The organism is Sphingobium sp. (assembly GCF_049304695.1).
GTDB lineage: Bacteria > Pseudomonadota > Alphaproteobacteria > Sphingomonadales > Sphingomonadaceae > Sphingobium.
Genome location: NZ_JBAQOK010000007.1, coordinates 170,344 through 192,527 on the forward strand (window position 1 = coordinate 170,344; position 22,184 = coordinate 192,527).

A 22,184-nucleotide genomic window follows, 5' to 3' on the forward strand; every position below is an offset into this window, starting at 1 on the left:
GATCTGTCATCACCATCCGCTGAAACGCGGCCATATGGCGTCGATCCTGTCGCTGCCGCTGCGGACGACATGATAGCTGTCATGCTGCGCACCCGTCGCGCAGGCATGGTTGGGCAGGATGCGCAGGCGGGTGCCGATCGGCAGATCGGGCAGCGCCGCCGTCGAACCGCGCCTGACCGTGATGATGCCATGTTCCTGGTTGGCGTCCGACAGGATAAGGTCTTCCAGCGGCCGACCGTCAACATCGCAGACCAAGCCATAGCCCTGGTCGATCGCCTGCTTGGCCGTGCCGCGGTCGCGCGACATCGCCATCCATCCTGCATCGACCAGAATCCAGCCCTTGTCGGGTTGATGTCCGATGACCGTGGCAAGCACCGAAACCGCAATATCGTCTATGGCGCAGACACCGATGCCCGCCATGACGAGATCGAAGAAAACGAATACACCGGCGCGCATTTCAGTCACGCCGTCCAGCTTTTCCGCAAAATGGGCGGTGGGCGTGGACCCGACGCTCACGACGGGACAGGCGAAGCCAGCCTCGCGTAAAATGGTCGCAGCCTGCACCACGCTGACCCGTTCGACTTCTGCGCAGGCGCGCAGCGCGTCATCGCCGATCGCGTTGTAGCTATCACCAGCATGAGTCAACACGCCGCGCAGGCTGGCACCGTTCCCCAGTGCCTCGGCTATTGCGACAAGATGGAGGCGATCGTCGGGCAGAACGCCGGAGCGATGGCCGTCGCAGTCGATTTCGATCAGCGCAGGTATGGCGTCCCCCGCCGCGCGGGAAGCGTGGGCAACCATCCTTGCCTGTTCCACCGTATCCAGCGTGATGGCAAGGTCGATCCCGGCCGCACGAAGGGCAAGAACCCGTTCGATCTTGTCCGGCGAAATCCCCACCGCATAGATCAGGTCTGTCACCCCCGCCGACGCGAAACGCTCGGCTTCCTTCAGGGTAGATACCGTCGCCGGCCCGCTTGGCGAGGTCATGACCTGCCGCGCAGCATCGACCGACTTGGCAGTCTTGAGATGCGGCCGCAGTTGAACGCCGAGCCTGTCCAGCCTGTCTCGTAGGCGCATCACGTTACGCTGCATGCGATCCTGATCGAGAACAAGGCACGGCGTTCCCACCGTCTGCAGGCTTTGGTCGATGGCGGGTGCATCGCCTTGGGTCATTTCATGCAGCAAGGCGAACTCCGTTTCCCGAAAACTACGTGACTTCGGGAGCAGCTTATGGAAAATCTGCCATTTCGCAATTAATCAATTCGTCATATAGCAGTAAGGTTGAGATTAATGCTTTCGAGCGAAGACCTTATTTTCTTTGGTGCCGTCATTGCCTCGCCATCGCTGGCGGATGCGGCCCGCAGGCTGAACGTGTCGGCTCCCGCCGTCACCCAGCGTCTCAAGGCATTGGAGGAACGCGCTGGCGTTCGATTGATCGATCGGTCGCTGCGCGGTCTTACCCTCACCGACGAAGGCGAACTGGTGGCGGCCGAAGGTGCCGCGATCATCGCTGCGATTGAACAACTTGATGAGCGCCTGAATCGCAGGTCCACCGCGGTCAGGGGCAAGCTGCGGATTGCGGCCCCCTATGGCTTTGGACGCGAATATGTCGCGCCCGTGGTCAGCGACTTTGTTCAGGCCCATGCGGAAGCGACCGTCGTGCTGGAACTGTCGGACCATCCTGCGACGCTGTCGTCGGACAGTTGGGACGTGGTGATTCACATCGGTGCGTTGCATTCGGTTGGCCGAGTGATGACAACGCTTGCGCCTAACCGCCGCATTCTCTGCGCCTCCCCATCCTATCTGGAGATGAATCCACCGATCCGCCAACCCGAAGATCTGCAAGGCCATCGGTGTCTGGCGTTGCGAGAGAATGATGAGGACGTGACGCTATGGCGCTTCACTCATTCCAAGCGAGATGCAACGACGGTTCGTATCAAGCCTGCCATGTCCACCAATGACGGCGCCATCATGCGAAGCTGGGCCTTGGCGGGTTCAGGAGTAATCATGCGATCGGAATGGGACATTGCCGATGATCTGGCGGTTGGTCGCCTATTGCCGATATTGTCCGATTGGCAATGCCCGGATGCTGATGTCGTTGCCCTGCTCAACGGGCGACAGGGGCGCAGTCGCCGGGCGACGGTGTTCCTGGATATGATGCGCAGCCGACTGAAGCCCATACCCTGGCGGATGATCGATCCGTAAGTCACCAGCCCATCATGCTGCGTCACCATGACAGGCGGACGCTCATGGTAGCGTTGATGCCTTCGCCGATGTTGGTCTGAGTCCAATATTTGGCATTGAACAGATTATTCACGTTTCCAGTGAAGGTCACCTTGCGCGCCCCGACCAGCGTGTCGAACTGGAGGCCGGCATTAGCGGTGGTGTAGGCCGGAATGTACAGGCTGTTGCTATCGCTGGTCGGCGCCTTGCCGGTATGGCGAACATTGCCGTGCAGGCTCAGGCCCGGAATCGCGGCAACATGATATTCGGCATGGCCGGTGAGTTGCCATTTCGATGCTCCCGCTGGCACATTGCCGCGCAGATCCTCATTGCCGGGCGAGACGTTCTGAATGCTCGGATCGAGATAGATGACACCCGCACCCAGCTTCAGGTCGTCGCTCAGCCGATAGTTCCCGATCGCCTCGATACCTTCGTACAGTGTCAGGCCGTCCTGCGTGAGGCGGCGCTCACCCTCGACGAGCCGGTCGATCATATTGGCGCGCTCGATGCGAAAGCCAGCGAGCGTGAGGCTCAGCCGCTCATGCTCATATTTGGCGCCGACTTCATATTGGCGGCTGAGCGTCGCTTTGAGCACTTCGCCGACATTGGCATATTCGCCGCCCACCCGGCTGCCCGGCTCCATTGCCTCGACATAGCTTCCATAGATCGAGACATAGGGCACAGGCTTGTAAATCAGCGCGAGCGTGGGCGTCACCGCTGAGGTGCGATAACCGGAATCGACCGAGGCATCGCCATCGAGATCGGACAGACGGTATTGCGTGTAACGCGCGCCGAGCATGGCCTGCAGATGCTCGCCAAGGTGCAAAGTGTCACTCAGGAACAGGGCTTTCTGCCGCTCGCGTGTCGGCCAGCCATCGGTCCCGAAGCTGATTTCGCGCGTCACCCGAAACGGCTGATCCTCGTAGATATTGCCGTTGAAATCATTGCCCCAATAATAGTCTTCGTCGCTATACCCAAAGGCGCTGTCCGTGATCTGGAATGATGCCCCTGCGACGATCTGATGCCGGATCGGTCCGGTTATGACGTCACCCTGCACCATCGCCTGAACGAAATGATTTTTGTCCAGTTCGGCGAAATTATAGGCATAGCCATCATAGTCCCCGGCATGATTACGCATATAGACGAACATCTTGTTCGAGCCATGAAATTTGCTGGTGTAGCCATAGGTCAGGCGCGCAGACCAGCCATCGGCAAAGCTCCAGTCCAGCCCGGTGGCTGTGGCCAGAGTCCTCCCTTTATAATAGCTGTTGTCGATGTTGAGCTTGTCATAATCATAGGTCGCGCGCGGCAAGGCGGTCCCGTCATAACTTGCCCAATAGAACTGGAACGGCTCATGCTGAAGATTGCTGTCTTCATATGTTCCGGTGGCATACCATTTGAGGTCGGGACTGAAGGCATATTCGAGCGCCAATGACCCGACCAGACGGTTGACCCCGGCCTGATTATAGGCAGTGCCCTTTTCTCCCGCCAGATTGATACGATAGCCAAGCCTGCCATCGCGAGTCAGCGGCCCGCCCGCATCGGCCCGGACATAGAAGACGCTGTTGGTGCGATAGCCGATTTCCGTCGTCAGCATGGGTTCGGCGGTCGGCCTCTTGGTCTGGTAGCTGATCACGCCGCCTGGCGCGCCAAAGCCGTACATAAAGCCGGTAAGGCCCTTCAGCGCCGTGACGCTTTCGATCGGCTCCAGCGGAAAGTCGCCGCCCCAATATAGCAGCAACGGCACATCATCGATATAATAGTTGCGCACGCCCAGCCCCCTGATCTGGGTGCCCCACCAGTTGGTCGATCCTGACGGCGCGGAGGAAAAGACGGACGGATCGTTGGCAAAGATCTGCCCAATGCTGTTGGCTTGCCGTCGGGCGATGTCATCTGCGTCGATGACCGTTACCGAATAGGGAGTATCCAGCAGAGCTTTCGCACCCAGAGCGCCGCCCTGGCTGACCCTGTTCTGGCCCTCGTCCGGCTTTAGACCGGTCACGATGATCGCCTCATTCGCATCGGGACGTGCCGCATCTTCGGCCGCATGGGCATGAGTTGCAAAGACGGCAGGACAGGCCGTCATTCCCGTCATCGTCGTAGCGGACAAGAGCGACAGGACCAATTTGTGCGTCATCGAAGAACCCCCTTTATCATGGCGCGGCCTCTAGAATTTATGCTATTGCGAGTCAATCGCATATATGCTTATAGCGCCCCGACTTTGACGAAGGGGGTGAATGATGAAGGGTCTGAACAGATTGATCGGCGCATTGCTCAGCGCATCCTGCCTAGGCCTTCAGGCAGGCGCGGATGCACAGCAGGCACCCGATGCCGACGGCAAGCGGGACGATATTGTCGTTACCGGGGCCAGGAATCCCGATGTCGCCATGGCGTCGAAAGCCGACATCCCGCTTCTTGAAAATTCCCAGGCGATCTCGATCGTCTCGCGACAAACGCTGATCGATCGCGGGGTTCTGCGGCTCGGCGATGCGCTGGCAGGCGTCGCGGGCGTGTCGCGCAATAACACCTACGGATTCTTCGACGGGTTCAACATTCGCGGGTTCAATGCCTCATCCGGCGCGACCTATCTCGATGGGCTGCTCGATGATACCGGCTATGGCACGTCCGAGATGAGCGGGCTGGAACGGGTTGAGGTAGTGAAGGGGCCAGCATCAGGCCTGTTTGGCCAGGGGCCGCTATCGGGCATCGTGAACCTTGTCAGCAAACGGCCGCAGGAGGATGCGTTTCTCGATCTGGGCGTGAGTGCCGGTTCCTATGATCTGATCGAGGTCCGCGCCGATGCCAACGCACCACTGACAGCGGACGGCACGCTGACCGCGAGTCTGGCAGCGGTCTATCGCGATCAGGATTTCTTCGTCCATTCGTCGGGACAGAAGCGCATCTTCCTCGCACCATCGCTGCGTTGGCAAATGGGAAGCCGGACCAGTCTGACGCTGCTTGGTCGCTATCAGAAGGACGACATCCGCCCCTGGTCGCCTACCACCGCTTACGGCACTGCGCTGCCCAATCCCAACGGACCGCTGCCGATCAGCCTGTCCATCAACGACACCATGTACCCCGCCGTCCAGAAAAATGACTATTGGAATCTGGGCTATGTGTTCGACCATCAGGTCAGCGAGGCCGTCGCGGTCCATCAGTCTCTGCGCTATCAGGATTTCCACAACAGCTGGGACAATTGGCTGTTCATCACCGGCATCAACACCCAGGATATTCCGGCAACCGCGACTAGCCCGCTCATCCCCGCCTACAGTCGGGTCAGCCGCGCATTTTATGGTCCGTACGAGGAGAATGGCACCTATTTCCGCGTCGATACCAACGCCAGCGCCCGTTTCGACACCGGGCCACTGAACCATTATCTGCTAGCCGGAATCGATTATGGCCGACGCCGGTCGGACAACTACAATCTCTACGACACCAGCAATCCCTATTATCTCAACCTTTATGCCCCGGTTTACGGGACGGTCAGCACGCACAATCCGGCCGTTCCCTTCTCGACCGCGGGCAGCCGGACGCGTCAACTCGGGCTGTACGTCCAGGACCATATCAAGCTGGGCGATGTTCTGACGGTGACGGTCGGCGGGCGATGGGACGATGCCTCGGCGATCAACCTGAGCGGCAGCGTGGCAAGTCCAAAGACCAAAGCCACAGCGTTCAGCCCGCGTGCCGGAGCCACGCTTGCCCTTAATGAATGGGCGTCGCTCTATGTGAACTATTCCAAATCCTTCACGCCGCAATTCAGCTACCGCGACGTTGACCAGAAGGTTTTGCCGCCCGAACGCGGGGTCAATTACGAGGGCGGTGTGAAGATCGCCCGATCCGACGGTCGGCTGACCGGGATGATGACGCTTTTCTCTCTGACCCGCGCCAATGTCGCCACGGCCGACGCCGTGCTGCCCAATGTCTATGTGCTGACGGGCGAACAGCGCACGCGCGGCATTGAGGCGGAAATGGCATGGCGTCCCGGCAGCGGCATCGAACTGACGGCCGCCTATACCTATCTCGACGCCAAGGTGACTGCCGACAACCGGCTGCGCGTCGGTTCGCGGCTAGGCAGCGTACCGCGCCATATCGTTGATCTATGGGCACGCTATACGATCCCGTCTGGGCCGCTCGCCAATCTGGGTGCGGGGGCCGGATTCCATCATGAAAGCAGCCGCGCGGCCAGCACGGCGTCGGCGGTCGCGGGCGCGGCGCAGCCCTTCCTGCTCGACGGCTATGTGCTGGTGGATGGCGCCATCTTCTACAGATTCGACGACTGGTCGGTGCAGGCGAATATCCGCAACATCTTCAACGAACGCTATTTCCCCACCGCTTCCCTGACCCGCACGACACCTGGCGAACCGCGAACCTTCAGGGTTTCGCTTCAGCGGCATTTCTGACCCCGTGGCCATTCCACCAACCCGAACGGGCACCAGACGTCAGCGTTTGCATGTGCTGGCCCGTGCAATCGCCGCGATCATCGGCGGCTATGTCGTCACCGCGCTGGCCGTCGCCTGCCTGGCCCGCCTGCTGCCGATGCGCCCCGCCGAGGCGAGCATCGCCGCGACGCTCGCCTCGTTCGCCATCTATGCGGGCATTATCGTCGCCATCTTCTGGGCGAAATCGATGCTGCGCGTCGGCATGGGCCTGGGCAGCGCGCTGCTTTTGCTGGGCGCTGCCCTGTATCTCTCGATACTGACTGGAGGAAGACTGTGAAGGAGAGTTTCCGGCAGTCGATGGCCTGGCTCCATACATGGACCGGCCTGATGTTCGGCTGGCTGTTGTTCGCAATGTTCCTGACTGGCACAGCCGCATATTTCCAACAGGAAATCAGCCGCTGGATGCGGCCGGAACTGGTGACCAATGCCGATCCTGCCAACGCCACACAGGCCGCCATCGATTACCTGCAGGCTAGGCAACCGGACGCAGAAAGCTGGTTCATCACGCCCCCTTCCGCGCGCAACCCGGCCACCGAGATATTCTGGCAACCCAAAAAGGTCGAGGGCAAGCCGCCGACCCGGCGCAAGCGAGGAGAAACCAGCGCGACGCTCGATGGCGGCGGACATCCCGTCACGGTTCGCGAAACGCGCGGTGGCTTCTTCCTCTATCGCTTCCATTTCGACCTGCACTACATGCCGGTCATATGGGCGCGCTACCTGGTTGGCGTGGCGGCCATGTTCATGCTCGTCGCGATCCTTTCGGGGATCGTCACCCATAAAAAGATCTTCGCGGATTTCTTCATGCTGCGTTTTGGCAAGGGGCAACGGAGTTGGCTGGACGCGCATAATGTCACGGCGGTGTTCGCGCTGCCCTTCTATCTGATGATCACCTATACCGGGCTGGTCACGCTGGCGACCCAATATATGCCCTGGGGCGTCATGGCGAACTATGCGTCCACCGACACATTCTTCGAGGAACTTTTCCCCGGCCGGGCGGACGTTCCGCGCAGCGGCGTGGCCGCCCCGTTGGTCTCCGTCAGCCCGTTGATGGCGATCGCGAGCCGGACATGGGGCGGCGCGGCGGTGGGATCGATACAAGTGACCAACCCCGGCGACAGCACGGCCATCATCACGCTGCGCCGTTCGGCCACCACCGCAATCGGTGCGCGCGGAGAGAGCATCGTCTTCGCCGGGCCGAGCGGCAGGCTGCTGGACCGGCACGCGCCGGATGGTGGCGCGCTCGCCACGCAAAGCGTCATGGTGGGCCTGCATGCCGGGCGCTATGCAGGCTGGGGCTTACGCTGGCTCTATTTCCTCTCCGGCGTCGGCGGCACGATCATGGTCGGCAGCGGACTGGTACTGTGGACCGTGAAACGCCGCGCGAAGCTGCCCAATCCGATGCAGCCGCATTTCGGGTTCCGTCTCGTCGAGCGGCTCAATATCGCTGCGATCGCCGGCCTTCCCGCAGGGCTTGCGGCCTACTTCCTGGCCAATCGGCTGCTGCCCATCGCCATGGCCGATCGCGCGGAGTGGGAAATCAACAGCCTGTTTCTGACATGGGCAGGCGGCCTCCTCTGGGCCTGTGCCCGGCCGCAGCGGCGCGCATGGGTCGAAAGCCTGTCATGCGCCGCCGCCCTGTTCTTGGCCGTGCCAATTGTAAACGCCCTGACTGTCCCGCGTAACATGCTAACCGGCCTCATGACTGGCGACTGGCTATTCGTCGCCTTCGACATGGCCATGGTGGCGCTGGCCTTCGCCTTGGGCTGGGCCGCGCGCAAGGCGGCACGCGCTAAGCCGAAAGCGATGCGCGGAACCCGTTTGAACAGAAAGGAACTGATCGCGGCATGATCCATATATTGGCGATTTGCGCGTCCATCCTGGGGTTCGGATGCCTCTGCGCCGCGATGGCGCGACATCAGAAGGATTTGCTAGGCCGCACACTGCCGCGCCAGGCACAGCGGTGGCTTCTCGGGGCGGGTGGCGCTGTCCTACTTGTCGCGCTTGCAACCGACATGGCCGGACTAGGGGCCGATTATGGCGCGATCGCCTGGTTCGGTCATCTGACAATAGGTGCCGCGATGGCAGTGACAGGATTGAAATGGAAGACAGCCTGACGACCTCGCCACATTATGCCATCTGGAGAGAGATAGTCACCTGAGTCTGGGCGCGCCGGTGGATCCCCGAATGATCAATGCGTAATCGACGCATTTCGTAGAAAGTAGCGCATCGTCATAGGCCTTGCCCAAAGTTCCTATCACGGTTTCGACCGCGATCGCCGTCATGTCCACGATGGGCTGTCTGACCGTCGTCAGCGTCGGCCATATTTTTCGGGATATGGGACTGTCGTCGAAGCCCGCGACAGAAAGCTGGTCTGGCACGCGCAGGTCGCGACGATGAGCGACAGATACGACGGCCGCTGCCATGTCGTCGTTGCTGGCGAAAATAGCCGTTGGTGAATCTGCTAAATCTAGCAGCGATTCCGTCGCCGCCAGTCCGGAATCAAAGGTGAGATCGCCATCGACGACAAGATCGTCACTATATTCCAGCCCATGTTCACGCAATGCGATGCAATAGCCCTCAAACCGGGTTCTGCTGATAATGTGATTATGCGCGCCCCGCACAAAACCGATACGACGGTGACCAAGGCCAATCAGATAGCTGGTCATTTCACGGGCGGCGGCAACATCATCGACGCGGACGGACGGCATGTCCGACAATGCGCTGCCAGAACACAGGCCAACCAGCGGAACGCCTAATTTCTCGACCAGTCCCGTACCACTGACGGCTTCGCAATAGGGTGCGGGCAGGATGATGGCATTGGCACCGCTATCGACCATATCGCGCAACGTATCGCCAAGCGCGCGCCCTTCTTCGACCCTTTGGATCATCAAATGCGCCCCAAAGCGGGTGGCGGCATCGAAGGCTCCCACCAGCAATGCACTGACGAACGCACTTTCCGGGCTGTTATACAGCAGCCCGATCCGGATCGATGACGCACTGGCTAACGCGCGCGCGGCGATATTGGGTTTGTAATTGAGGTCGACGATCGCCTGCATCACGGCTTCGCGCGTGCGCAGCGACACCCTGCGACCGTTTATCACATTCGATACCGACATCGGAGACACGCCCGCGCGTTCGGCTACCGTGTGCATGGTGACGCTGCTGGTCGATCGTCGGGTACTGGGGCGGCTGCTCATCAGTCCATTTTAGGATCAAATACGATATAGCGCTACAACATTTCTTTTGACAATGTTTCCATCATCGATCATGTAGCGCTACATATCAGCTCTCAATGTTGAGAGTTGGGACTCGCAGGAGGCAGATCACGCCTTCTTCTGAACAAGCCGACAAGGCTGATAAAAAGGAAAAGGGGAGGATATGAGCGATCTTCGTAGCTTCATTCGACTGTCTGGTGCGACCAGCGCTCTGGCGATCGCATGCACATTGGGTGCGCCAGCATTTGCGCAGCAGACCGGAAGCGATGCTTCTGTCGCGACTCCAGCGACGCTAGAGCCGGATCAGTCGACTGAGATCGTCGTCACTGCCCAAAAGCGCTCTGAACGCCTGCAGGATGTGCCGCTTGCCGTGACCGCCGTCAGCGGCGAGGCGCTGGCGAACCGGCAGGTAAATGACACGACCATGCTCACGCGGGCCGTTCCTTCGCTCACCTTTCAACAAGGTCCAAACCCGACCAACACGACGCTGCGTATCCGTGGTGTCGGCACCGCCCTGTTCGGGCAGGGTGTGGAATCATCCGTATCCGTTGTCGTCGATGGTGTCGTGCAGGCGCGCCAGGCGCAGGGCTTTGCTGATCTTGCCGATATCGAGCGGGTCGAAGTGTTGCGCGGTCCGCAGGGCACCCTGTTCGGCAAGAATGCCAGCGCCGGCGTTATCAGCATTGTAACGGCACGGCCTTCGCAGGATTTTGAAGGCCGCATTGATGGCACGATCGCCGAACATGGCGAATATCGCACGCGTGGTACGGTTTCCGGCCCGCTGACCGATACATTGCGTGCCCGTGTCACCGGCTTTTACAACGATGTACGTGGGATCACCTACAACACCACACGTAAGCAGTGGGTAAATGGGCAGGAAAGCTGGGGCGTTCGCGGCAAGCTGGAATGGGAGCCAACCGACACGCTCACATTCCTGCTGAGCGGTGAATATCGCAAGACCAATTCGGATTGCTGCATTGCTTCTACCATTCAGACGATCAACCCGATCGTTGCCGCACTGGAAGCGCCTGTCGTCGCTTCGCCGACTAACCGGCAGGTTTCCGAAGACACGGCGACATACGCCAACAGCAATCAGAAGACCTTTTCGCTGCAAGCCGATTGGGATCTTGGCCCGGCAACGCTGACCTCGATCACGGCCTATCAGGATTATTATCTGAAGGTGAACCAGCCTATCGACCGCATCAATTCGGACCCCGTCCGCTTTGTCGGGGCTGGCGCGGCCTATGCGTCCTGGAATTTCAACCAGGGGATATTGGACCTGTCGCAATTCTCGCAGGAACTGCGGATTGGCTCGAATGGCAATAGTGACTTCACTTATGTCGCGGGCGTGTTCTACAGCCACACCGATATCAAGCGCCCCTTCTCACGGCGCCGCGCCATCTGTACAGCCGGTGTGATTGGTCAGGCTTGCCCCGCTCCCCGATACCAGTCCTCGTCCAGCTTCGCGGAACTGAAAACCGACAGCATCGCGGCATTCGGCCAAGCCGAATATAAGATCGTCGGCGGCCTCAGCCTGCTGGGCGGTTTGCGCGTGCAATATGAAAAGGGCACCAATTTCGGCGCTCAGCTTGGCACCATCGCTGCAGGCGATGCGCTGTTGCCGGGTGTACCGGCCAATGGCAGCGGCACCCTGTCCGATCATGATACCGCGATCACCGGCAAGGCTGGCCTCAAATATGAATTCAGCCGCAATTTGCAGGCCTATGGCACCTATACCCGTGGCTATAAGGGCATCGGCTATAATATGGAGGCGGGGACCAATTTCACGACCCAGTCCACGCTCAGCCCCGAAAACGTCAACGCCTATGAGTTGGGCCTGAAGGGGCGCACGGCTGACGGCACGCTCAGCCTGGCAATCGCCGCCTATCGGGCGGACTATTCAAACCTGCAGGTTCAGGCCAATCGCAGCGACCCGGTGACTGGCGTCACACAGTTCGTTGCAACCAATGCCGGCAAGTCACGTTCGCAGGGTGTGGAGGTCGAAGCGACCCTGCGGCCAAGCCGCAACTTCAGCGTCGATGCGTCCATTGCCTATACCGAATCGACGGTGGACATCGATGGCCTGAATTGCCCGTTGCAGCTACAGGCCGCCGCGCCCGTGCGGACCGACGCGCCGACAAACCTGTGTTATCGCGCTGCGGCTGGAGCGACGCCGCAGCAGAATCTGCGTAACGCCACTCTGCCCGCATCGCCAAAGGTGCGGATCAGCTTTGCGCCGCGTTGGGACTATGAAATCAGCGAAACGCTGGGCGGTTTCGCGCAGGTCGGCGTCAGCTTCCAGAGCAAGCAGCAATTCGCGATCGAACAGGATCCGTTGCTGGTACAGGAAGCCTATACGCTGGTCGATGCATCGGTCGGCATTCACACGGCAGATCGCCGCTACAGCCTTTCGGTGTTCGTCAAGAACCTGTTCGACGTGAACTATTATACCGCTGTCAGCCATAACTCCCTGCTTGCAACCGCCGCACGGCCCTTCGACCTGTCGGCGAATTACAATAAAGATGCGGATCGCTATTTCGGCGCTACGCTCGGCATGAAGTTCTGATCCATGAGCGCGGCGGCGACGCTGCCGCGCTCATGCACCCGATAAGGAGCGACGAATGAAGAAGCGCTTATTGCTGGCCGCGTCCACGCTGGCGGCGTCCCTTATGTCTTTAGGGGCAACTGCTGCGCCAAATACAAATGTCGCTCCTTCAGCCAAACCCAACATCGTCCTGATCGTTCTGGACGATGTCGGCTTTTCCGATCTGGGCGCGTTTGGTTCCGAAATCCGCACGCCCAACATCGATGCGCTGGCTGCCACCGGCCTGCGCTACAACCGGTTCGACAGCAAGGCGGTCTGCACGCCGACCCGTGCGGCGCTATTGACGGGGCGTAACAACCAGACCGTCCGAATGGCTGATCTGCCTGCGACCGAACGCACCGACGACATGAGCCGGGATCGTGGCGAAATCGCCCATAATGCACAGATGTTGCCTCAGGCGCTCAAGGCTGCGGGATATCGCACCTATGGCGTGGGAAAATGGCATCTTGGTCCTGTCTATGAAGACGGCAAAACCGGCAATAACGCCTCCTGGCCGTTGCAGCGCGGGTTCGATCGCTTCTACGGCTTTTACGAAGGCTGGACCGATCAATATCATCCCAAACTGATAGAGGGGAACAGCACGCTCCCCAAAGTCGATAAGCCCGGCTATCACTTTTCGACGGATATGGCCGATCATGCCATTGCCGATATCGAAGATGCCGCTGGCAAGCCCTTCTTCCTCTATTTCGCGATGGGCACGGCTCACGCCCCCTTGCAGGTGCCCAGCGCCTATATCGACCGCTATCGCGGCGTATATGAAAAGGGGTGGGATGCCATCCGCGCCGAACGCTTCGCCCGGATGCGAAAAAGCGGGATCATCCCGGCCACTGCCAACTTGACAGTTCGGGCACCTGGCGACCGGGCATGGGCGGCGCTGAGCGATGATGAGCGTGCCGTGTTTGCGCGCTACATGGCAACCTATGCAGCCTTTATCGAACATGCCGATGCGCAGATCGGACGGGTCGTTCAGCAGCTCAAAAATGCTGGCCGGTATGACAACAGCATCATCATGCTGATATCCGATAATGGCGCGGCTTCCGAAGCCGGTCAGGACGGCGGCTTTGAAAAAATGTATCGCACCAGCAAATTCAGCGTTGCCGAACAACGGGCGCGCATCGAAGAGATCGGCACCGACAAGCTTCAACCCGAATATCCCCGCCCCTGGGCCTGGGCGGGCGACACACCATTTCAGCGGTACAAGGTGTGGCCCTATGCCGGTGGCGTTCGTACGCCGCTCATCATATCCTGGCCTCATGTCATTCGCGACAGTGGCGCTGTCCGGACGCAATTTGTCGATGCGATCGATCTGGCGCCCACCATATTGGATGCCGCAGGCACCCGCTTTGCGCCTACCATCGACGGGCAAGCGCAAATCCCCGTAGCGGGACAATCCATCCGCACGACTTTCCGCAATCCGTCGGCAACGACACGATCCGTGCAATATTTCGAACTGCGTGGCCAGCGCGCCATCATGTCGGGCAACTGGCGCGCGGTCGCCATGCACAAATATGGCACTGACTTTGCCAAGGATAAATGGGAACTGTTCGACATATCAAAGGACTATTCTGAAAGCACCGACCTGGCCGCCCGTCACCCGGCCAAGCTGGCGGAGATGAAGGCGTTGTGGTGGCGCGAAGCCCGCAAATACAGCACGCCTCCGCTCGCCGAGCCGCTGGAAATCTTTGCCAAGCGGGCGCGCTATGATGATGCCTTTACGGAAACCCCCAAATGAACCCTACTGGATTGGCATCTACGTTCGATATCAGGCAGGGTTCTGGCCCATTGGCGCTTTCGTCGGACGATGCCCGCTGGGTTGAACGCACGCGCGACGCGATGAGCGTCGAGGCGCAGATTGCCCAATTGTTCGTCCTGTCTTCCCGCCATGACAGCGTATCGGAAACGGAGGAACTGCTGTCTTGCGCGCCCGGCGGGATACACCGGTTCCCAACGCGCGATCTGGACGCGGCATGGGCCGCCACCCGCGATGCGCTCGACCGGTCGGAAATACCACTGATCCTTTCGGGTGATATCGAAGGCGGGACGGTAAGCTATCCGTTCACCACTGCCATCCCCAACCAGATGGGCATCGCCGCCTGCGACGATCTCGACCTCAGCGCCGACCTTGCCCGCATCGTCGCGCAGGAAAGCCGCGCTCTGGGCTATAACTGGTCCTTTACACCGGTCGTGGACATCAACCGCGCCTTCCGCAACGCCGTCGTCGGCACGCGGTCTTATGGCTCCGATCCCGAACGCATCCTCGCACAGGCGCGCGCCTATGTGCGGGCGTTGCAGGCCGAAAATATAGCGGCCTGCGCGAAACACTGGCCCGGTGACGGGCTGGATGATCGCGATCAGCATCTGGTCACCACCGTCAACGACATGGACCTTCCCGAATGGGAAACCACCTTCGGCCGCATCTTTGGCACGCTGGTGGACGATGGCGTCATGACCATCATGTCGGCGCATATCGCCCTGCCCGCCTATATTCGCGCAAAAATGCCAAACGTCGGCTCGCAGGCATTTGCGCCAGCTTCGGTGTCGCGCCTGCTCAATGAAGAATTGCTGCGCGGCCAGTTGGGATTCGAAGGGCTGATCGTTTCGGATGCTACGGTCATGGGCGGACTGACGAGCTGTATGGACCGCGAACAGGCCGTTCCTGCTATCATCGAAAATGGCTGCGATATGTTTCTGTTCAGCCGAAATCCCCTCGAAGATATGGGGCTGATGCTGAAGGGTTTGCGCGAAGGACGCCTGTCGGAACGGCGCCTGCACGATGCCGTTACGCGCTGCCTGTCGCTCAAGGCCAGGCTTGGTCTGCACCGTATGTCCATTGACGAGCGGATCGCCCCGCTTGAAACGGTGCGCGAGACATTGCGGCGCCCCGATCACCTGGAACTGGCGAAACGCGCTATGGCCGACAGCCTGACGCTGGTGAAGGACCGTGACGCGCTTTTGCCGCTCGATCCCAAGACACACCCGCGCATCGTGGTCATTGCCGACGAAGGAACCAGCTTCTTTTCAGGGGCACCAGATCGGGATTTCGGCCCGCTCGTACAGGCTTTGGAGAGGCGCGGTTTCAGCGTTCGCAGTTTCGATCCCGATGCCATGCCCACGCGCGAAAGCACCGATCTGATTCTCTATCTGATCGGTCAGGAGGCTACGCCGGGCCTAAGCCACATCTTTCTGGATTTCGCCAAACTTCATGCCGGGCCGCGTAATGCGATGATTCAGTTCAACCGGGAAATTCCGACCCTTCTGGTGTCCTTCGGTCAACCCTATTATCTCTATGATGCGCCCAATTTCTCGACCTATATCAACGCCTATGCCTCCTTGCCTGAGGTGCAGACGGCGTTGGTAGAGCGACTGGTGGGTGAGGCATCTTTTAAGGGCGTCAGTCCTGTCGATGCCTTTTGCGGCAAGGAGCAACTGCGATGCTAGGTTGCCGCCAATGACTGACGGCATGGTCCATTTGCCCGGCGGTACATTTCTAATGGGGTCGGATCGCTTTTACCCAGAGGAAGCCCCGGTGCGCCCTGTGCAGGTCGATGGTTTCCGGATCGACGAAAGCCCCGTCACCAACCGTGATTTTGCGCGCTTCGTGGATGCGACCGGTCATCGCACGCTGGCCGAAATCGCTCCGGACATCGGGGATTATCCCGGCATGGCCCCGGCGATGGCGCAGCCCGGATCGCTGCTATTCCAGCGCACTGGCGGCCCGGTCGCGCTGGACGATGCCAGCCAGTGGTGGACGTTCAGCTTCGGCACCGACTGGCGGCATCCGCATGGGCCAGACAGCCGGATCGAGGGACTGGAGGATCATCCGGTCGTCCATGTCGCCTATGCCGATGCGGAAGCCTATGCGCGCTGGGCGGGCAAAGCGCTACCGACAGAGGCGGAATGGGAATATGCCGCGCGCGGCGGCATGGACGGTGCCGATTATGCCTGGGGCGACGCCCTCGCCCCGGACGGCAGAATGCTGGCCAACTACTGGCAGGGCGCCTTTCCCTACGGCAACACGCTGGAGGACGGCTATGAACGCACGTCGCCGGTCCGCACCTATGCCGCCAACGGCCATGGCCTGTTCGACATGATCGGCAATGTCTGGGAATGGACGACCGACTGGTTCGCCCAACCCCGTATCGAGCGCAAGGCGAAGGGAAGCTGCTGCGTCCCCGCTAACCCGCGCGGCGGCACGAAGCGCGAAAGCCTGGACCCGGCCATGCCCGCCATCCCTATCCCCCGCAAAGTCCTGAAGGGCGGATCGCATCTGTGCGCCCCCAATTATTGCCAACGCTATCGCCCCGCCGCCCGCCATCCGCAGGCTGTGGACAGCGCGACCAGCCATATCGGCTTTCGCTGCATCATCCGGGACAAGAAGGGACCACGCCCATGAAGACCGCCCAACGCGCATTGCGCACCGCCATGATCGCCGCCTGTACGCTATTGGGTCCGGGCGCATTGGCCAAGGCCGTGAACACGCCGCAAAAGCCGACCAACATCATCTTCGTGCTGGTGGACGACCTGCGCTACGACGCGATGGGTTTCCTGACGCCCTGCCTTAAGACCCCTAACATCGACGCGCTGGCAAAGAATGGCGTCTATTTTCCTAACGCCGTCGTCACCTCCTCGCTCTGCTCGCCCAGCCGCGCGACCATCCTGACCGGTCAGACCGCGCGCAATCATGGCGTGGTGGACAATAATAACAGTTCGGAGGAAGGGTTGACCTTCTTCCCCAAATATCTGCAAGACGCAGGTTATCAGACCGGCTTCTTTGGCAAGTGGCATATGGGCTTCGACACCGACGCCCCCCGCCCCGGCTTCGACAAATGGGTCAGCTTCAAGGGGCAGGGCACTTATTTCCCGACCGAGCAGATTGCGCCTGACAGGGTGGCAGCGGGCGACCGCCAGATGCTCAACGTCGATGGCGCGCACGTCAAACGCACTGGCTATATCACCGACGAACTGACCGATTATGCGATGAACTGGCTGGAAAAGGGGCGGGACAAGTCCAAACCCTTCTTCCTCTATCTCAGCCACAAGGCGGTCCATAGCGATCCGCTGCCGCCTGATCGCTACAAGACCCAGTATAGCGATCTGGCCATCAAGCTGCCTGCCAGCATGGCCAACACGCCGGAAAATAATGCGGGCAAGCCGCTATGGGTGCGCAACCAGCGCAATAGCTGGCATGGCGCGGATTTCCCCTATCACACCAACAATCCCATGACGGAGCAGGTGCGCGACTATTACCGTACCCTGTCCCCCGTCGATGAGAGCCTGGGTCGCATCCAGAACTATTTGAAGAAGAACCATCTCGATAAAGATACGATGGTCGTCTTCTATTCCGATAATGGCTTCATGATCGGCGAACATGGCCTGATCGACAAGCGCAACGCCTATGAACCCTCGGTCCGCGTGCCTATGGTCGTCTGGGCGCCGGGCATGCTGCCCAAGGGGGTGACCAACACGGCGGTCGTGCGCAATCTCGACCTCGCGCCGACCTTCCTCGACATCGCCCATGTCGCCAAACCCGCGCAGATGGAGGGCAAGAGCTTCCTGCCCGTTGCGGAAGGGAAGATCGACGAAAAGACCTGGAATCCGGGCGATTTCGTTTATGAATATTATTGGGAATGGAGCTTCCCGCAGACCCCCACCACCTTCGCCATCGAACGCGATCGGGTGAAATATATCCAATATCACGGCGTATGGGATCTGGAAGAACTCTATGATCTCAAGACGGATCCCGATGAAATGCACAATCTGATCGAAGATCCCCAATGGCTGGAAACCAAGATCACATTGCGCAAGGCCTTGTTCGACCAACTCGGCAACAGCAAGGGCCAGCATGTCGTCCCCTATACGCGCAAGACGAGTTCGGGACTGGTCCATCGCAACATCGATGGCACGCACGCCGCCGACTTCCCGGCTGACTGGTATGTAAAGCCCAACCTGCCGACCAAGATGAACGACCTTTTCGCCGACAGCCCCGCCAAGGCAAAGGCCGACGAACAAGGCAAAAGCTATCACCCCTGATCGGCTGACGCCCTTCGCCCCACTGGAAAGCCCATGCCGATGACCCTGTCGCAACCATCCCCGGCAACCCGCCCGCCCGTGTCGATCGGCTTCGTCGCCATCTATGTTCTGGCGCAGTTTGGCATATGGGTCGCACTGCTCACACCTGTGGTCCTCACTCTGGCAATCAGGGTCGGCGATATCGCCAGCGAAGCCGAAAAAGGGCGCTGGCTGGGCATGATTTTGGCGATCGGCGGCTTCGTCGCCCTGGTCGCGACACCGCTCTGCGGCGCGCTGTCCGACCGGACGCGCAGCCGCTTTGGACGGCGGCGGCCCTGGCTGCTGGGCGGCCTTATGGTCGCGGGCGCTGGCCTGCTGCTGCTCGGCCTTGCGCCCAACCTGTGGCTGCTGGGGCTGGGCTGGATCATCTGTCAGGCCGGGCTCAACGCGATGCAGGCGGGGTGCCTGCCGATCCTGCCCGACGTCATCCCCGTCCGCTGGCAGGGCCGGGTTGCGGGCATGCTGGGCATGACATCGACCATGGGAACGTTCGCGGGCAGCTGGATCACCCAGTTTACGCAGGGGTCGTCACTGCTGATGTTCCTCGTCCCCTTCGCCCTCACCGTGGTCAGCATCGGCGCGCTTTGCCTCATCCTGCCCGATCGCCCCGCCCAGGGCGAAGACCTGCGCCGCCTCGGCCCCGTCGCCATGCTGCGTGCGATCGGCCAGCCCTTTCGCGACTGGGATTTTAGCTGGGCCTTCGGCAGCCGCTTCCTCATCATGATGGCCTGGTCGTTCCTGCTGACCTACCAGCTCTTCTTCCTCACCGACCAGTTGTCCCTGCCGCGTGGGGAAGCAACACAGGTCATGGTCAAATCGATGGCGATCATCGCCACCGCCACCATCGCCATCTCCCTGATCGGCGGCTTCATCACCGACTGGACCGGACGTCGCAAACCGCTCGTCTTTCTCGCCGCCACGCTGGAGGCAGCAGGCTTCCTGACGATCGCGCTCGCCCCTTCAGTGCCGCAATTCCTGGTCGGCGTCGCGATGGCGGGCATCGGCAAGGGTCTGTATTTTGCCGTCGACCTTGCCCTGCTCGCCGCCATCCTGCCAAAGCCCGAAGACAGCGCCAAGGACATGGGCGTATTCCAGATCGCCAACAGCCTGCCCCAATCGCTCGCCCCCGCCATAGCGCCGATCATTCTGGTGATCGGCAGCACCAGCGGAAAGGATTATGCCGCCATCTACCTTACCGGCATGGTCTTCGCCCTACTCGGCGCATTCGCCATCTGCCCGGTACGGCGGTCCAGATAATTGCCAAGCCAAACTGAAAATACAGTCTTATTGTGAAGGATAAGAGGATGACCCATAGCCGCCGCGACGCAATCAAGCTGGGGGCCATCGGCCTTGGCGCGGCCGCGGCGCCGCTCGCCGCCGTGCCGGGTAGCGCGCGCCTGCCCAATATCCTCTGGCTAGTGAGCGAGGATAATAATCCCTATATCGGCGCCTATGGCGACAAGCTGGCGCATACGCCGCATATCGACGGGCTTGCAAAGAAGGGTATTTTGTACCGCAACAGCTATTCCAATGCACCCGTCTGCGCACCGTCCCGTTTTGCGATCCTGACCGGCATAAATCCGGAAAGCTGTTCACCCGCCCAGCATATGCGCGCCGACGCCAAACTGCCCAGCCAGTTCAAGACCTATCCCGAACTCATGCGGCAGGCGGGCTATTATTGCATCAACAATCCAAAAACCGACTATAATTGCGACATCGATCCAAAGGCCATCTGGGACGTCCAGGGGATCGATGGACACTGGCGCAATGCGCCTAAGGATAAGCCGTTTTTGTGCGTCCTGAATACCGGGACCAGCCATGAACAGCATATCTGCCAAAAAGACCCCGGACGGGTCAAACTGGAAGACGTTCGCATACCGGCATTTCTGCCCGATACAGCGACAACCCGCCGCGACTTCGCCGAATATCATAATATCATGGAGAATATGGACGGAGAGATCGGCAACTGGCTTTCGCAGCTTAAAAATGATGGCCTGGATGAAGATACGATCGTCTTCTACTATGGAGATAATGGCGGCGTCCTGCCTCGCTCCAAGCGCTATTGCTACGAGGAAGGTCTGCGCGTTCCGCTCATCGTCTATATCCCGCCCAAATGGCAGCATCTTGCCCCTGCTCGGCCTGGCAGCGTCATCGACGCGCCCGTCACCCTGATTGATCTGACCGCGACGTTGCTGTCCATCGCCGGTATCGCGCAGCCTGCACAGATGACCGGCACGCCGCTTGCTGGCCGCAGGATCGGCGCACCCAAATCTTACGCATTTGGCTTCCGCGATCGGATGGACGAGCGGTACGACCTCGTTCGCACAGTGACCGACGGGCGCTGGCGCTATATTCGTAATTATATGCCACATCGCGCGCTGGGCCAGCATGTCGGCTTTGAATGGGAAGTGCAGGCAAGCTATCGCGAATGGAATGCTTTACACCTTGCTGGCAAGCTAACGGCAGAACAGGATCGCTTTTTCCAGCCAAAGGCGTTTGAAGAACTGTACGATTTGCAGGCCGATCCGGATCAAGTGCATAATCTCGTCGAACACCCTGCCGGTCTGACTGCCGCGCAACGCCTGCGAACTGCGCTTGATCGGCATATGCTGGCAATCAACGACAATGGCTTCCTGCCTGAAGGCGCCAAAGGCGAAGGCTATTTCGAAAGCCGCGATCGCAGCCTATACCCCCTGAAAACGCTGATGCTGGTCGCGGCAGCTGCTTCGCGGCGCGATCCACGCAATCTGAAGCGCTTTCAGACATTGCTGAAAAGCCCAGTCCTGGCGATAAGAGTTTGGGCGGCGCGTGGCCTTCTGATTTTGGGCGAAGATGCGCGTCCTGCGACAGAACAGCTTCGCCAGATCATAGCGTCCGATTCTGCCGATCATGTGCGTATTGTGGCGGCCGAAGCGCTGGTCGGACTGGGAGAGCCTGTCAAAGCCGTGACGTTGCTCGCGCAACTTGCCGACGAACATAATGCGCTTCCAATCCGAATGCAGGCTTATGACGCCCTGTCGAACATCGGTCGGGCCGCCATTCCAGCGCTTCCTGTGATCCGCAAGGCGGCCAATGCCAAATTGCGGCGCTTCGTTGATCCCGAATATCCCAAGCGTATGGCGTTGTATCTGGTCGCCACATTGGAGGGTTCCTATGATCCAACCGGCGAAGGATTATCTGAGCAGGCCTGCCAAAACGCCACCAAAAGCCCCAACATGTTCATGGGCCCACCACCAAGCGCTAAATGGCCCTCCTAGGCGGCGGGGACGAATTTGCGCCAGTATCTGGCGGTGGCCAGATGATCGTATCGGGTCGCGATGGCGCGGCGGATCTTGTGCTGGCTAAGCATGCGTTCGATGTGGTTGCGCGATGTTTAGTGAGCAAAGCTGAGAGAAAAGGCAGCCCATTGACATTGTTGGACGGTTTTCTGCGAAAATTATTCGACAAAGCAATGACCGAGGATGGGACCTTCGCGACTGTCGGGTTCGCAGGAGCAACCCAAAGAGTTAGGACTCCCGGCGACACGCAGTGATGACCGCTTCCGCCGACAAAGAATAGCCATCGTGAGCGACAACATGAACGCTGCGTACCCCCAGATCAATGCTCCGAGCACTCCTGGCGATCTACATGCGC

At 60.1% G+C, this 22,184-nt stretch carries 15 protein-coding genes; 12 read left to right on the forward strand and 3 right to left on the reverse strand.

From position 1 onward, the window contains the following. Nucleotides 1-9: 9 nt before the first annotated feature. Complete coding sequence (locus tag WA070_RS01190; protein ID WP_422632437.1) at nucleotides 10-1,173, reverse strand: DSD1 family PLP-dependent enzyme; 1,164 nt, start codon at nucleotides 1,171-1,173, stop codon at nucleotides 10-12. A gap of 117 nt (nucleotides 1,174-1,290) precedes the next feature. Here WA070_RS01190 and WA070_RS01195 point away from each other — a divergent pair, with 117 nt between their 5' ends. Continuing rightward, on the forward strand, nucleotides 1,291-2,205 hold the full coding sequence (locus WA070_RS01195; protein ID WP_422632400.1) for a LysR family transcriptional regulator: 915 nt from the start codon (nucleotides 1,291-1,293) through the stop codon (nucleotides 2,203-2,205). A 22-nt stretch (nucleotides 2,206-2,227) separates the two neighbouring features. On the opposite strand, the gene WA070_RS01200 is transcribed toward WA070_RS01195, so the two are convergent. Then, the gene (locus tag WA070_RS01200; RefSeq protein ID WP_422632401.1) at nucleotides 2,228-4,360 is read right to left on the reverse strand and encodes a TonB-dependent siderophore receptor; all 2,133 of its coding nucleotides are present in this window, start codon (nucleotides 4,358-4,360) and stop codon (nucleotides 2,228-2,230) included. A gap of 100 nt (nucleotides 4,361-4,460) precedes the next feature. Here WA070_RS01200 and WA070_RS01205 point away from each other — a divergent pair, with 100 nt between their 5' ends. Genes WA070_RS01205 through WA070_RS01220 form a run of 4 tightly spaced genes read left to right on the forward strand, consistent with a single transcriptional unit; the run spans nucleotide 4,461 to nucleotide 8,776 of the window. Next, nucleotides 4,461-6,623 (forward strand): TonB-dependent siderophore receptor, encoded by a 2,163-nt coding sequence (locus WA070_RS01205; RefSeq protein WP_422632402.1) that lies wholly within the window; start codon nucleotides 4,461-4,463, stop codon nucleotides 6,621-6,623. Nucleotides 6,624-6,627: 4 nt separating this feature from the next. Further along, nucleotides 6,628-6,939, forward strand: a complete 312-nt coding sequence (locus WA070_RS01210) for a hypothetical protein (RefSeq protein ID WP_422632403.1) — start codon at nucleotides 6,628-6,630, stop codon at nucleotides 6,937-6,939. Beyond that, nucleotides 6,936-8,510 carry a PepSY-associated TM helix domain-containing protein gene (locus WA070_RS01215; protein WP_422632404.1) on the forward strand — a complete coding sequence of 525 codons (1,575 nt, stop codon included), beginning with the start codon at nucleotides 6,936-6,938 and terminating at the stop codon, nucleotides 8,508-8,510. Before WA070_RS01210 ends, WA070_RS01215 begins: the two co-directional genes overlap by 4 nt. Continuing rightward, nucleotides 8,507-8,776, forward strand: a complete 270-nt coding sequence (locus WA070_RS01220) for a DUF3325 domain-containing protein (protein ID WP_422632405.1) — start codon at nucleotides 8,507-8,509, stop codon at nucleotides 8,774-8,776. The genes WA070_RS01215 and WA070_RS01220 overlap by 4 nt, the downstream gene beginning before the upstream one ends. 36 nt (nucleotides 8,777-8,812) lie before the next feature. Here WA070_RS01220 and WA070_RS01225 read toward each other — a convergent pair whose 3' ends face one another. Next, nucleotides 8,813-9,859 carry a LacI family DNA-binding transcriptional regulator gene (locus tag WA070_RS01225; protein ID WP_422632406.1) on the reverse strand — a complete coding sequence of 349 codons (1,047 nt, stop codon included), beginning with the start codon at nucleotides 9,857-9,859 and terminating at the stop codon, nucleotides 8,813-8,815. A gap of 181 nt (nucleotides 9,860-10,040) precedes the next feature. Between WA070_RS01225 and WA070_RS01230 the strand changes: the two genes are divergently transcribed. From WA070_RS01230 to WA070_RS01260, 7 genes are read left to right on the forward strand one after another with little or no spacing between them, the layout of a single operon-like run. Beyond that, complete coding sequence (locus tag WA070_RS01230) at nucleotides 10,041-12,443, forward strand: TonB-dependent receptor (protein ID WP_422632407.1); 2,403 nt, start codon at nucleotides 10,041-10,043, stop codon at nucleotides 12,441-12,443. 55 nt (nucleotides 12,444-12,498) lie between these two features. Continuing rightward, nucleotides 12,499-14,214: an arylsulfatase gene (locus WA070_RS01235; protein WP_422632408.1), complete on the forward strand. Its 1,716-nt coding sequence runs from the start codon at nucleotides 12,499-12,501 to the stop codon at nucleotides 14,212-14,214. Beyond that, complete coding sequence (locus WA070_RS01240; protein ID WP_422632409.1) at nucleotides 14,211-15,920, forward strand: glycoside hydrolase family 3 protein; 1,710 nt, start codon at nucleotides 14,211-14,213, stop codon at nucleotides 15,918-15,920. Before WA070_RS01235 ends, WA070_RS01240 begins: the two co-directional genes overlap by 4 nt. A 22-nt stretch (nucleotides 15,921-15,942) precedes the next feature. After that, complete coding sequence (locus WA070_RS01245) at nucleotides 15,943-16,875, forward strand: formylglycine-generating enzyme family protein (protein ID WP_422632438.1); 933 nt, start codon at nucleotides 15,943-15,945, stop codon at nucleotides 16,873-16,875. Continuing rightward, nucleotides 16,872-18,512, forward strand: coding sequence for a sulfatase (locus WA070_RS01250; protein WP_422632410.1), 1,641 nt, complete (start codon nucleotides 16,872-16,874; stop codon nucleotides 18,510-18,512). The genes WA070_RS01245 and WA070_RS01250 overlap by 4 nt, the downstream gene beginning before the upstream one ends. A gap of 39 nt (nucleotides 18,513-18,551) precedes the next feature. After that, nucleotides 18,552-19,808, forward strand: coding sequence for an MFS transporter (locus WA070_RS01255; RefSeq protein ID WP_422632411.1), 1,257 nt, complete (start codon nucleotides 18,552-18,554; stop codon nucleotides 19,806-19,808). 47 nt (nucleotides 19,809-19,855) lie between these two features. Further along, nucleotides 19,856-21,808: a sulfatase-like hydrolase/transferase gene (locus WA070_RS01260; RefSeq protein ID WP_422632412.1), complete on the forward strand. Its 1,953-nt coding sequence runs from the start codon at nucleotides 19,856-19,858 to the stop codon at nucleotides 21,806-21,808. Nucleotides 21,809-22,184 lie beyond the last annotated feature (376 nt).